The organism is Streptomyces sp. NPDC056161 (assembly GCF_042268025.1).
Lineage (GTDB): Bacteria > Actinomycetota > Actinomycetes > Streptomycetales > Streptomycetaceae > Streptomyces.
In genome coordinates, this window is sequence record NZ_JBHJUV010000029.1 from 1 (window position 1) to 13,060 (window position 13,060).

10 protein-coding genes and 1 pseudogene are annotated in these 13,060 nt (G+C 70.3%); all 11 read right to left on the bottom strand.

Annotated features, from left to right (window positions below; all coding sequences use genetic code 11):
* Positions 1-911: pseudogene (locus ACFC09_RS25545) on the bottom strand (glucose-6-phosphate isomerase); the annotation flags it as partial.
* A 75-nt stretch (positions 912-986) separates the two neighbouring features.
* Positions 987-2,255 (bottom strand): MFS transporter, encoded by a 1,269-nt coding sequence (locus ACFC09_RS25550; RefSeq protein WP_376532359.1) that lies wholly within the window; start codon positions 2,253-2,255, stop codon positions 987-989.
* 134 nt (positions 2,256-2,389) lie between these two features.
* On the bottom strand, positions 2,390-2,725 hold the full coding sequence (locus ACFC09_RS25555) for an RNA polymerase-binding protein RbpA (protein ID WP_003976875.1): 336 nt from the start codon (positions 2,723-2,725) through the stop codon (positions 2,390-2,392).
* 201 nt (positions 2,726-2,926) lie between these two features.
* A complete protein-coding gene (gene secG / locus ACFC09_RS25560) occupies positions 2,927-3,160 on the bottom strand; it encodes a preprotein translocase subunit SecG (protein ID WP_376532361.1) in 234 nt (77 codons plus the stop codon).
* A 154-nt stretch (positions 3,161-3,314) separates the two neighbouring features.
* Positions 3,315-4,091 (bottom strand): triose-phosphate isomerase, encoded by a 777-nt coding sequence (gene tpiA / locus ACFC09_RS25565; RefSeq protein ID WP_376532363.1) that lies wholly within the window; start codon positions 4,089-4,091, stop codon positions 3,315-3,317.
* Positions 4,092-4,097: 6 nt separating this feature from the next.
* Positions 4,098-5,309 carry a phosphoglycerate kinase gene (locus ACFC09_RS25570; protein ID WP_376532365.1) on the bottom strand — a complete coding sequence of 404 codons (1,212 nt, stop codon included), beginning with the start codon at positions 5,307-5,309 and terminating at the stop codon, positions 4,098-4,100.
* Positions 5,310-5,460: 151 nt separating this feature from the next.
* Positions 5,461-6,468, bottom strand: coding sequence for a type I glyceraldehyde-3-phosphate dehydrogenase (gene gap / locus ACFC09_RS25575; protein WP_376532367.1), 1,008 nt, complete (start codon positions 6,466-6,468; stop codon positions 5,461-5,463).
* A 1,375-nt stretch (positions 6,469-7,843) separates the two neighbouring features.
* Complete coding sequence (whiA, locus tag ACFC09_RS25580; RefSeq protein ID WP_376532369.1) at positions 7,844-8,833, bottom strand: DNA-binding protein WhiA; 990 nt, start codon at positions 8,831-8,833, stop codon at positions 7,844-7,846.
* Positions 8,824-9,891, bottom strand: a complete 1,068-nt coding sequence (gene yvcK / locus ACFC09_RS25585) for a uridine diphosphate-N-acetylglucosamine-binding protein YvcK (RefSeq protein WP_376532372.1) — start codon at positions 9,889-9,891, stop codon at positions 8,824-8,826. The genes whiA and yvcK overlap by 10 nt, the downstream gene beginning before the upstream one ends.
* Positions 9,888-10,889 (bottom strand): RNase adapter RapZ, encoded by a 1,002-nt coding sequence (rapZ, locus tag ACFC09_RS25590; RefSeq protein ID WP_376532374.1) that lies wholly within the window; start codon positions 10,887-10,889, stop codon positions 9,888-9,890. Before rapZ ends, yvcK begins: the two co-directional genes overlap by 4 nt.
* A complete protein-coding gene (gene uvrC / locus ACFC09_RS25595; protein WP_376532377.1) occupies positions 10,886-12,928 on the bottom strand; it encodes an excinuclease ABC subunit UvrC in 2,043 nt (680 codons plus the stop codon). The genes rapZ and uvrC overlap by 4 nt, the downstream gene beginning before the upstream one ends.
* Positions 12,929-13,060: the final 132 nt, after the last annotated feature.

Consider the following 13,060-nt stretch of genomic DNA (forward strand, 5'->3'; position numbering starts at 1 on the left):
ACCAGCCGGAAACCCGCCAGCATCTCCCGGAACCGGTCCGGGCCGACGGCGATCATCAGGGACAGGCCGATCGCCGAGTCGAAGGAGTACCGGCCACCCACCCAGTCCCAGAACTCGAACATGTTCTCCGGGTCGATACCGAACTCCGCGACCTTCCGCGTGTTCGTGGAGAGCGCCACGAAATGCCGCGCGACCGCTTTCCCGTCGCCCCCGAGGCCCGCCAGCAGCCAGTTGCGGGCCGAGGTCGCGTTGGTGATCGTCTCGATCGTGGTGAACGTCTTCGACGCGACGATGAACAGGGTCTGCGCCGGGTCCAGGTCACGGACGGCCTCGTGCAGGTCCGCACCGTCCACGTTCGACACGAACCGGACGGTGAGATCACGGTCGGTGAAGCTGCGCAGGACCTCGTAGGCCATCGCCGGACCCAGGTCGGAGCCGCCGATCCCGATGTTGACCACGTTCCTGATGCGCCTGCCGGTGTGCCCGGTCCACTCCCCGGACCGCACCCGCCCGGCGAAGTCGGCCATCCGGTCGAGCACCGCGTGCACACCCGGCACCACGTTCTCACCGTCGACCTCGATCACCGCGTCCCGCGGAGCCCGCAGCGCGGTGTGCAGCACGGCCCGGTCCTCGGTCACGTTGATCTTCTCACCACGGAACATGGCGTCCCGCAGCCCGAACACATCCGTCGCCACCGCCAGCTCCCGCAGCAACGCCAGCGTCTCATCCGTCACCAGATGCTTCGAATAGTCGATGTACAGATCACCGACCTGGAGCGTGTACCCGGCGCCGCGCCCCGGGTCGGCGGCGAACAGGTCCCGCAGGTGGGTGCCGCCGAGCTGCTCACGATGCTCGGCCAGGGCGGTCCACTCGGGCGTCTGGTTGAGCCTGGTACGGCCGTCTGCGTTCATATCCGACTTCAGCCTTCTTTCCTGCCTGTCCCTGCTGCCTGCGGCTTGCCCCGCTGCCGGTCCCAACCTAATTGATCAGGGCCTGGCAGGACCTGCCGCGGCGCCGTCGTCCGGTACGGCAACGGGCAGGTCCGCCGTGCGCACCGGTATCAGCGAGATGACGGCGAAGGCGAAGAGGAGGGCGGCGCACAGGGCGGGGCCGTTGAGGCCGAACGCCTTGGCCGCGATGCCCCCGAGGAGGGCACCGAGCGGTGCTCCGGAGGTCGAGGCGGTACGGAACGCGGAGGCGATGCGGCCGGTCATCGACTCGGGGCTGCGTTGCTGCATCAGCGTGACCTGGTTGACGTTCCACACCATGGTCATGGCGCCGAGCAGAGCCATGCCGACGAGGAGCGCGGTCAGCTGCCGCACGGACCCGATGAGCAGGAGGGACGCCGTCTGGATGCCGCCCGCGACGAGCAGGGCGCCCGCTCGTCCGATGCGCCGCGCGACGCGCTGGGTGAGGAAGCCGCCGGTGATGCTGCCGACCGAGTACGCCGTCATGGCGGCCGCGTATCCCCCGCTGCCCGCGTGCAGCCAGCGGGTCACGTGCAGCACCAGAGTGCCGATCAGGGCGCCCATGCCGATGTTGCACAGCAGCGTGGCCACACAGGTCGCCCGCAGGGCCGGGTCCCGCCACAGCACGCGCAGCCCCTCGCCGATCTCCGCGCGCAGCGTGCTCCCGGCCGGGCGCGGCTCCCGCCGGAGCGGCCGGATCCGCAGCGACGCCACAAGGGCCGCGGCCACCAGGAACGTGCCCGCGTCGGCTGTGAACGGCACGAACGCCCCGGCCACCAGCAGCAGCGGCACGAACGGGCCCGCCAGCAGCCCGCCCGCGACCCGCTGTCCGGTCATCAGCCGGGCATTGGCACCGCCCAGCGCCCCGCGCTCCACCAGGGACGGCAGCAGGGCCGTGGCGGCGTTGTCGAACAGTGTCTGGAGCGCGGTGAGCGAGAAGGCGAGCGTGAGCAGCAGCGGGATCGAGGCGTGGCCGAGCCCCACGGCGAGCGCGAAGGCCGCGACGAGCAGACCCCGTACCGTGTCCACGACCCACATCGCCCGCCGCTGGTCCACCCGGTCCGCCACGGCGCCGCCGAGCAGTCCGAACAACAGCCACGGAACGTAGCCGCAGGCGGTCACGGAGGCGATGACGAGGGGGTCGTCGGTGAGGCGCACGGCGAGCAACGGCAGCGCGGAGGTCCGCAGGGCGTCCCCGAACCGGGAGACCACCGCGGCCGTCCACAGCCGTCCGAACCCTCCGCGCCACGCGGGCGTGATCCTGCCCGCCGCCTCGACCGTCGCCACAGTTCCCCCCTCACGATGCGCCGATGAGAACACCGTAGAGGGCACCACTGACAATCGGCCCGCGGTCGCCGGGCGGTGGAGGTGCGAAACAACTCCGGCCGGACGCCCGAGGGCGTCCGGCCGGTCCGCAACTCCTAGATTTCGCCGCGCAGTTTGGCGAGCGCCTCGGCGAGGATCGCCTCACCGTCCGCGTCGCTGCGCCGCTCCCGCACGTACGCGAGGTGCGTCTTGTACGGTTCGGTGCGCGGCGGGTCCGGCGGGTTGTCCCGGTCCTGTCCGGCCGGGAATCCGCAACGCGGGCAGTCCCAGGTTTCGGGTACCTGCGCGTCGCTGGCGAAGCTGGGCTGCGTCTCGTGCCCGTTGGAGCACCAGAAGGAGATGCGCAGACGCGGGGCGGATTCGCCCCGCTCGGCCTCGCCCATCGGCCCCGCCCCGACCCGGCTTCCTCGGATCGCGTTGCCACTTGCCACGGTCGTAACTCCCTGCGTGATGGTGCCGCGAAGCGAGTCGGCGTTCCGCTTCGCTGCGAGCGCCACAGTCTACGTAAGGCCCAACGCGCGTCCGGTGATTGGAGTTACCGTCCCCCTCAACCAGACGCAAGCCCCATGATAGGCCGCGCTCCGGGGCGCGTACCGACCATGGGGCTTCACGTTTGCCACGTATCGGGTCACTCAGCTCGTCTTCATGACGATGCCGAGGACGACGATGCACGCGAACCACAGCAGACCGATCACCAGGGTGATCCGGTCAAGGTTGCGTTCGGCGACCGACGAACCGCCGACGGACGACTGCATGCCGCCACCGAACATGTCGGAGAGGCCGCCGCCCTTCCCCTTGTGCATCAGCACCAGCAGCATCAGCAGCAGGCTGAAGACGATCAGGGCGATCGAGAACCCCAAAACCACGGCTGGACCAACTTCCTCGGATTCGGATGGACGACGGGGGCCGGCAGACACCCGCCGGCCCCCGCAAGGGTACGACGGATCCCGGCTGCCGCCTACTCACGGTTCTGCCAGGTCGCCATGGGGGCGCCCCGCACCGGCGCGGCGCCCCCGTGGCTCACTGGTCGCGGAATCGGATGATCTTGACGAATTCGTCGGCGTCCAGCGAAGCGCCGCCCACCAGGGCACCGTCGATGTCGGCCTGCGCCATGATCTCGGCGACATTGCCCGACTTCACGGAGCCGCCGTACTGGACGCGTACCTTGTCGGCCACGTCCTGTGAGTACAGCTCGGCGATCTTGGCGCGGACGGCGGCGCAGACCTCCTGGGCGTCCGCGGCACCGCAGACCTTGCCCGTGCCGATGGCCCACACCGGCTCGTAGGCGATCACGATGGTCTCGACCTGCTCGGCCGTGAGGTCCTTCAGACCGCCCTCGACCTGGGTGAGGGTGTGCGCGACGTGGTTGCCCGCCTCGCGGACGTCCAGTTCCTCGCCGACGCACAGGATCGGGGTCAGGCCGTGCTTGAACGCGGCCTTGGCCTTGGCGTTGACCTGCTCGTCGGTCTCCCGGTGGTACTGGCGGCGCTCGGAGTGGCCAATGACCACATACGTGCACTTCAGCTTGGCCAGCATCGGTCCGGAGATCTCACCGGTGTAGGCGCCCGAGTCGTGCGCCGAGACGTCCTGGGCACCGTACTTGATCTTGAGCTTGTCGCCGTCGACCAGAGTCTGCACGGAGCGCAGGTCGGTGAAGGGCGGCAGGACGGCGACCTCGACGGCCTCGTAGTCCTTGTCGGCCAGGGCGAAGGCGAGTTTCTGGACGTGCGCGATGGCCTCAAGGTGGTTGAGGTTCATCTTCCAGTTACCCGCCATCAGCGGCGTGCGCGTGCTCATGCTTGGTCAGTCCTCCAGTGCGGCGAGGCCGGGGAGCGTCTTGCCCTCAAGGTATTCGAGGGAGGCGCCGCCACCGGTCGAGATGTGGCCGAATGCGGTCTCGTCGAAGCCGAGCGTACGCACGGCTGCGGCGGAGTCTCCGCCGCCGACGACGGTGAAGCCGTCCGAGTCGACGAGGGCCTGGGCGACCGCCCTGGTGCCCTCGGCGTAGTCGGGGTGCTCGAAGACACCCATGGGACCGTTCCAGAAGACGGTCGCGGCGTCGGCGAGCTTCGCGGCGTACAGGTCGCCGGACCGCGGGCCGATGTCCAGGCCCATCTGCCCGGCGGGCATCTTGTCCGCGTCGACCACGGAGTGCTCGGTGGCAGCCTTGGCCTTCAGGTCCGGGAACGCGGGGCCGACCACGACGTCGACCGGGAGCACCAGCTCGACGCCCAGCTTCTCGGCGCGCTCCAGGTACTCGGTGACCGCCGGGATCTGGTCCTCCTGGAGGAGGGAGCTGCCGATTTCGTAGCCCTTCGCCTTGAGGAAGGTGTAGGCCATGCCGCCGCCGATGAGGAGGCGGTCGGCCTTGCCGAGCAGTTCGTCGATGACGGCGAGCTTGTCGGAGACCTTGGCGCCGCCCAGCGCGACGGCGTAGGGGCGCTTGACGTCCTCGGTGAGCTTCTTCAGGACGCCGACCTCGGTGGCGATGAGGTATCCGGCGTAGTGCGGCAGCCGGGCGGGCAGATCGAAGACGGACGCGTGCTTGCGGTGCACGGCGCCGAAGCCGTCGCCGACGTAGACGTCCGCGAGGGCGGCCAGCCGGTCGGCGAACTCGCCGCGCTCGGTGTCGTCCTTGGACGTCTCGCCGGGGTTGAAACGCAGGTTCTCGATCACCGCGACCTGGCCGGGCTGCAACCCGTCGACGGCGCCGTGGGCGGCGGGACCGGTGGTGTCCTGGGCGAACGCGACGGGCGCGCCGAGGAGTTCACCGAGCCGCTCGGCGGCGGGCAGCAGCGAGAAGGCGGGGTCCGGGGCGCCCTTGGGACGGCCCAGGTGGGAGGCGACGACCACCTTGGCACCCGCCTCGGCGAGGGCCTGGATCGTGGGCAGGACGGCACGGATGCGGCCGTCGTCGGTGATGACGCCGTCCGCGAGCGGGACGTTGAGGTCGGCGCGGACGAAAACCCGCTTGCCGTCCACGCCCGCGCTGAGAAGTTCGTCGATGGTCTTCATGAGTGGGGCTCCTGAGGAGGCTCTTGATCCTACGAGGGCTGTTGCTTCGCAGGTCGGCCGGGTTCGGCCTGGACGCGCGTCAGGGCTCGGGCAGTGCGGCGGCGCGCTGCCCGAGCCCTGTTTCATCGCATCAGGTGCCTGCGGTGGCCGATCAGAGCTGGCCGCCGACGAAGACCGTCAGGTCCACGAGGCGGTTGGAGTAGCCCCACTCGTTGTCGTACCAGCCGATGATCTTCACGTTCTTGCCCTCCTGGACCATGGTCAGGGAGGAGTCGAAGGTGCAGGACGCCGGGGCGTTGACGATGTCGGAAGAGACGATCTGGTCCTCGGTGTAGTCGAGGAGACCCTTCAGCTCGCCCTCGGCGGCCTTCTGGAAGGCGGCGTTGACCTCTTCCTTGGTGACCTCGCGGCCCAGCTCGACGACCAGGTCGGTGACGGAGCCGGTCGGGACCGGAACGCGCATCGCGATGCCGTCCAGCTTGCCCTTGAGCTGCGGCAGCACCAGGGCGGTGGCCTTGGCGGCACCGGTGGTGGTCGGGATGATGTTCTCCGCGGCGGCACGGGCGCGGCGCAGGTCCTTGTGGGGGAAGTCCAGGATGCGCTGGTCGTTCGTGTACGCGTGCACCGTCGTCATCAGGCCCTTGACGATGCCGAAGTTCTCGTCCAGGACCTTCGCCATCGGCGCCACACAGTTGGTGGTGCAGGAGGCGTTGGAGATGACGTGGTGGTTGGCGGCGTCGTACTTCTCCTGGTTGACGCCCATGACGATGGTGATGTCCTCATCCTTGGCCGGGGCCGAGATGATGACCTTCTTGGCGCCGCCCGCGAGGTGCTTGGCCGCGTCCTCGCGCTTGGTGAAGATGCCGGTCGACTCGATGACGACGTCGACGCCCAGCTCGCCCCACGGGATGTTCGCGGGGTCGCGCTCGGAAAGCACCTTGATGGTGTGACCGTCGACGGTGATCGTGTCGGCGGTGTGGGTGACCTCCTGCTTGAGGCGGCCCAGGATGGTGTCGTACTTCAGCAGGTGAGCGGTGGTCGCGGTGTCACCCAGGTCGTTGACAGCCACGATCTCGATGTCTGCACCCTGCTCCAGCAGCGCGCGGAAGTAGTTACGACCGATGCGGCCAAAGCCGTTGATGCCTACGCGGATCGTCACGAACCGATCTCCTCGTTGGTACGCCGGCCTTCGTTTGCCGGCGAGCTGTATGGGATGTCCCCGACCACCCCCGACCCTACCCCCCCGAGGCCCCAGCCGTGGCATCGAGACGCCCCATACACGACACGGTGGTCCGTACCCGCCAGTAGAGGTACGGACCACCCGCACCGTGCCTGCGCCACACCGCCGCCCACCCCGGCCTCGCCCGCGCCCGCTCCCTGCCTCGCCCATTTCGCGACCGACCGGACGCGCTCACTGACGGGACGGGACACCAGGCCACCGATTTCATCCCTTTCGCCGATTTCAGCGATTTCACCGATACGAGTTATGCAAGCCCGGGTTGCGGGCCGCCGGGCAGGGCGTTCGAAAGTGTGGCCGGTGACCGGTAGTTGGGGCGGGTGGCGGTGAGGGGGCGGGTGGTGGCGGGGAGTACGGGTGGTGGTGAGGGGCGCGGGTGGCGGGTGCGGGTGGCGGGGGTACGCGGCGGGCACGTGGTGACCAGATGGGCGGGCGCCGCGGGCAGGCGGTCGCCGGACGGGTGGGCGACCCGGGCATGGGGTCGCCAGACGGCTGGGCGTGCAAGGTACGGGGGAGCGCCGCGGGTACGTGGTCTCCAGCAGGCGGACGGCAGACGGGCGGATGCCGGGCGCATGGGCGACAGGTCCGTGGGTGCCGGGAGCGCGGATGCCGGGCGCATGGGTGACGAGCAAACAACTGCCGGAAACGTGGGTGACCGGCGCTCGGCGCCGGGCGTGAGTCATCGGCTGCGGTGTGGTGTTCGGCGCGAGGTCACGCGTTGCACCGGCCCGTGACGCGTCCGGTGCTGACAGTCGCTCTCCCGGCTCGGCGCCTGGATCGGCACCCGGCCTGTCCCTGCCCGCCGCACGGCTCCTCGACGCGACCACCCGTCAGGCAGGCGTGCCCGCTGTCGCGTCGACCGCCCGGTGTCTCTGCTCCTGATCGGCCTGCCGAACTCCCGGGCAGGTCGGCTGCCGATCACGGCGTCCGACACGTCGTCAGTACGGCGTCCGGTACGGACCGGTCGCGGTAACCGCGTCCGGTACAGGGCGCGGTACGGAGTCCGGTACAGGGCGCGGTACGGAGTCCGGTACGGGCGGCCGCTGCGTCCGCGTCCCACGCAGAGCGGCCGCAAGTCGCCGGTCGCCGGTGACCGGTGACCGCGCCTCGCGTGGACTTCGGCTACGGGAGAGCCGGCCGGTCGACGCCACGGGTTGTCCGCCTTCCCCTCGGCGAGATCGGCGCGCGTGCCTGTGCCACCCGCGAAGCCGAAGCCGGAAGCAGAGGCGGAGCCGGCGCCGGTGGAGATGGCGGTGGAGGTGGCGGTGGCGGTGGAGGTGGCGCCGAACCGGACCGGTCACCCCACCAGGTTGTCCGCCATCTCCTCGGTCAGATTTGCCTCGGTGCCCGGGATGCCCAGGTCGGCGGCGCGCTTGTCGGCCATGGCGAGCAGGCGGCGGATCCGGCCGGCCACGGCGTCCTTGGTCAGCGGCGGGTCGGCAAGCGCGCCCAGTTCCTCCAGTGACGCCTGCTTGTGCTCCATGCGCAGGCGGCCGGCGGCGGCGAGATGCTCCGGAACCTCGTCGCCGAGGATCTCCAGGGCTCGTTGGACCCGGGCACCCGCGGCGACGGCAGCCCGCGCCGAACGCCGCAGATTGGCGTCGTCGAAGTTGGCAAGCCGATTGGCCGTGGCACGGACCTCGCGGCGCATCCGCCGTTCCTCCCAGGCCAGCACGGACTCATGGGCGCCGAGGCGGGTGAGCAGGGCGCCGATGGCATCGCCGTCGCGCACCACCACGCGGTCCACTCCGCGCACCTCGCGGGCCTTCGCCGCGATCGAGAGCCGTCGGGCGGCACCGACCAGGGCGAGCGCCGCCTCCGGGCCGGGGCAGGTCACCTCCAGGGAGGAGGACCGGCCGGGCTCGGTCAGCGAGCCGTGCGCCAGGAAGGCACCGCGCCAGGCCGCCTCCGCATCGCAGGTGGCCCCCGAGACCACCTGCGGGGGCAGGCCCCGGATCGGACGGCCCCGGCCGTCGACGAGGCCCGTCTGCCGTGCCAGCTGGTCACCGCCGGCGACCACCCGTACGACGTAACGCGACCCGCGACGCAGCCCGCCGGGCGCCATCACGATCAGCTCGGAGCTGTGGCCGAAGATCTCCAGGATGTCCCGCTTCAGCCGCCGGGCCGCCATCGCGGTGTCCAGCTCCGCCTCGATCACGATGCGCCCGCTCACCAGGTGAAGGCCGCCGGCGAACCGCAGAATCGCGGAGACCTCCGCCTTTCTGCAGCAGGTCCGGGTGACGGGAAGCCGGGAGATCTCGTCCTTCACCGCTGCCGTCATCGCCATGGGCCGATCCTTCCATGCATCCGAAAAATACGGTCGTACGCGGCGGCCAACAGCTCCGGGTCATGCCGGGGAGAGCCGTCGGTCCGGGCCACCGGCGCCAGCTCGACCGCGGCTCCGAGCCGCTTCGCGGCCTCGGTGAGCGAGTCCCGGTCGGGCACGGCGGCCTCGTCGGCCAGCACCACGTCCAGGGCGAGTTTAGGGGCGTGTCGCCCCAAAACCTCCAAATGACGCTGCGGGGAGAAGCCCTCTGTTTCTCCCGGCTGCGGGGCGAGGTTCAGGGACAGGACCCGGCGCGCCTTGGTCTTCGTCAGGGCGTCCAGCAGTTCGGGCACGAGCAGGTGCGGGATGACCGAGGAGAACCAGGAGCCGGGACCCAGCACCACCCAGTCCGCGTCCAGGACCGCCGCGACGGCCTCGGGCACGGCGGGCGGGTCGTTCGGCACGACGTGCACCGACTGCACCTCACCGGGGGTGAGCGCCACCGTCGCCTGCCCGCGCACCGTGTCGACGTCCTCCGGCCGGTCCGGGTCATGGCCCTTGACCAGGGCCTGGAGTTCCAGCGGCACCGCGGACATGGGCAGCACCCGGCCGTGCGCGCCGAGCAGCTTGCCGACCAGGTCCAGCGCCTGGACATGGTCACCGAGCTGCTCCCACAGGGCGACGATCAGCAGGTTGCCGACCGCGTGGTCGTGCAGGTCGCCCTGGGAGTGGAAGCGGTGCTGGATGACCCGGGCCCAGGTCTGGCCCCAGTCGTCGTCCCCGCACAGCGCGGCCAGCGCCTTGCGCAGGTCGCCGGGCGGCAGCACCCCCAACTCGTCGCGCAGCCGCCCGCTGGAGCCGCCGTCGTCGGCCACCGTCACGACGGCCGTGAGGTCGCCGGTGATCCGGCGCAGTGCGGCGAGCGAGGCGGACAGGCCCATGCCGCCGCCGAGGGCGACCACCTTGGGCTGGGCGCCCCGGCGCCGCGGGCGGGCGCCACGGGCCTCGGCGGGGCGGCCCGCGCGTGTCTCGGGGACCGCCAGACGCAGCCTGCTCAGCCGCGGAGTCCGTGGTGTCATTCCCTGCCCATGTCCCGGTGCACGACGACCGTCTCCACACCCTCGGCCGCGAGCCGTGCGGCGAGCTTCTCCGACGTGGCCACCGAGCGGTGCTTGCCGCCCGTGCAGCCGATGGCGATGGTCACGTAGCGCTTGCCCTCGCGGCGGTAGCCGGCCGCGATGAGGCGGAGCAGTTCGGCGTACCGGTCGAGGAACTCCTTGGCGCCGGGCTGGTTGAAGACATACGCGGCGACCTCCTCGTTGAGCCCGCTGTACGGACGCAGCTCCGGTACCCAGTGCGGGTTGGGCAGGAAGCGCATGTCCGCGACCAGGTCGGCGTCGACCGGAAGGCCGTACTTGAACCCGAAGGACATCACGGTGGCCCGCAGCTCGGGCTCCTCCTCACCGGCGAACTGGGCGTCCATCTTGGCGCGCAGTTCGTGCACGTTGAGACTGGAGGTGTCGATCACCAGGTCGGCGTCGCCGCGCAGCTCGCGCAGCAGTTCGCGCTCGGCGGCGATGCCGTCGACGATGCGGCCGTCGCCCTGGAGGGGATGCGGGCGGCGCACCGACTCGAAGCGGCGCACCAGGGCCTCGTCGGAGGACTCCAGGAAGACGATGCGCCGGGTGACGCCCCGGGTGTCGAGGTCGGCGAGGGATTCACGCAGGTTGTCGAAGAAGCGACGGCCGCGTACGTCGACGACGACCGCGATCCGGGCCACGTTGCCCTGGGAGCGGGCGCCGAGCTCCACCATGGTGGGGATCAGGGCGGGTGGGAGGTTGTCGACGACGAACCAGCCGAGGTCCTCCAGGCATTTCGCGGCCGTCGACCGGCCCGCTCCGGACATGCCGGAGATGATCACCAGCTCGGGGATGGCCGACTCGGGGACCCCGGCCGACGTGATGTCCGTACTCACTGCAGCTTCGCTTTCCTGGACCGCGTGCCGCGGCTGATGCTCGCCCTCTTGGTTGTGCGTCTGATCTCGTTCGCCTGTGTGCTGTGCGTCGTGCTCGGTCATCTCTCCTGCCCCCGTCGTTCGTCCGGGGCGCCCGCGGTCACGGGCTCCCCTGAGGAACCCCCCGTCGCATCGGGTTCCTCGTCATCAATGATCTCTCCTGTCGCCGTGTTCACGGCGGGTACGGGCGGGGCCGCTCGGGCGAATGCCGCGGCAACGGTCTCGGCGGTCTTCCGGCCGATCCCCGGCACCTCCTGGATCTGGTCGATTGTGGCGGACCGCAGCTTCTTCACCGAGCCGAAATGCTTGATCAATGCCTGTTTGCGGGTCTCGCCGAGGCCCGGCACGTCGTCCAGGGGGCTCGCGCGGAACCGCTTGGCGCGCTTGGTGCGCTGGTAGGTGATGGCGAAGCGGTGGGCCTCGTCACGGACACGCTGGAGCAGATAGAGGCCCTCACTGGTCCGGGGCAGGACCACCGGGTCCTGGTCGTCCGGGAGCCAGACCTCCTCCAGGCGTTTGGCGAGGCCGGCGACGACAATGTCGTCGATACCCAGCTCGTCCAGGGCCCGCTTGGCAGCCGCGACCTGCGGGGGGCCACCGTCGACGACGACGAGCTGCGGCGGATAGGCGAACTTCCTGGGACGTCCGTCCTCGTCCTTGAGGCCGCCCTCCCCGTCCTCGTCCACCCATTCGCCGGTCTTCTCCTTGTCGGAGAGGTAGCGCCTGAAGCGCCGGGTGATCACCTCGTGCATGGAGCGGACGTCGTCCTGGCCCTCGAAGCCCTTGATCTGGAAGCGCCGGTACTCGCTCTTGCGCTGGAGTCCGTCCTCGAAGACGACCATGGATGCCACCACGTCGTCACCCTGGAGGTGCGAGATGTCGTAGCACTCGATCCTGAGGGGGGCGCTGTCCAGGTCGAGGGCGTCGGCGATCTCCTCCAGAGCGCGCGAGCGCGTGGTGAGGTCGGAGGCGCGCTTGGTCTTGTGCAGGGCTAGCGCCTGCTGGGCGTTGCGCTGCACCGTCTCCATCAGGGCCTTCTTGTCGCCGCGCTGCGGGATGCGCAAGGAGACGTTGGACCCGCGGCGCTCGGCCAGCCACTGCTGCACCGGTTCGACCGGCTCCGGCAGCGCCGGGACCAGTACCTCCTTGGGTACGGCGTCCCCCCGTTCCTCGCCGTAGAGCTGCTGGAGGGCGTGTTCGACGAGGGCCGCCGTGGTGACCTCCTCGACCTTGTCGGTCACCCAGCCGCGCTGGCCGCGCACCCGTCCGCCACGGACGTGGAAGATCTGCAGAGCCGCCTCCAACTCGTCCTCGGCGACGGCGATCAGATCGGCGTCGGTCGCGTCGGCGAGCACGACCGCGTTCTTCTCCATGGCCTTCTTCAGGGCCTCTATGTCGTCACGCAGCCGGGCGGCCCGCTCGTACTCCATCTCCTCGGCCGCCTCCATCATCTGCTTCTCCAGACGGCGCAGGTACGTGCCCGTACGGCCGGCCATGAAGTCGCAGAACTCCTCCGCCAGTTCCCGGTGGTCCTCGGCGTCGATCCGGCCGACGCAGGGGGCGGAGCACTTGCCGATGTAGCCGAGCAGGCAGGGGCGCCCGGTGCGGGTGGCGTTCTTGAAGACGCCGGCCGAGCAGGTACGCACCGGGAAGACCCGCAGCAGCAGGTCGACCGTGTCACGGATGGCCCAGGCGTGCCCGTACGGCCCGAAGTACCGTACGCCCTTCTTCTTGTGACCGCGCATCACCTGGACCCGCGGGAATTCCTCGTTCATCGTCACGGCGAGGTAGGGGTAGCTCTTGTCGTCGCGGTACTTGACGTTGAACCGGGGGTCGTATTCCTTGATCCAGGAGTACTCCAGCTGCAGCGCCTCGACCTCCGTGGACACGACGGTCCACTCCACGGAGGCGGCTGTGGTCACCATCGTCCGGGTGCGCGGGTGGAGGTTCGCCAGGTCCTGGAAGTAGTTCGCCAGGCGCTGGCGCAGGCTCTTGGCCTTTCCGACGTAGATCACCCGGCGGCGCTCGTCTCGGAACCTGTACACCCCGGGAGAGTCCGGAATCTCTCCCGGCTTGGGACGGTAGCTGGAGGGGTCGGCCATGTCTCACACCCTACTGTCGAGCGGTGACAGCCCGGCGAGGCTGTGGACAACGCCGCTCCGCCCCCGGTCGGGCCGCCCCTGGCCCGCCCGGAAACCCGTCTGCGGCACCTGGCGGCAGGCCCACGGGTGATC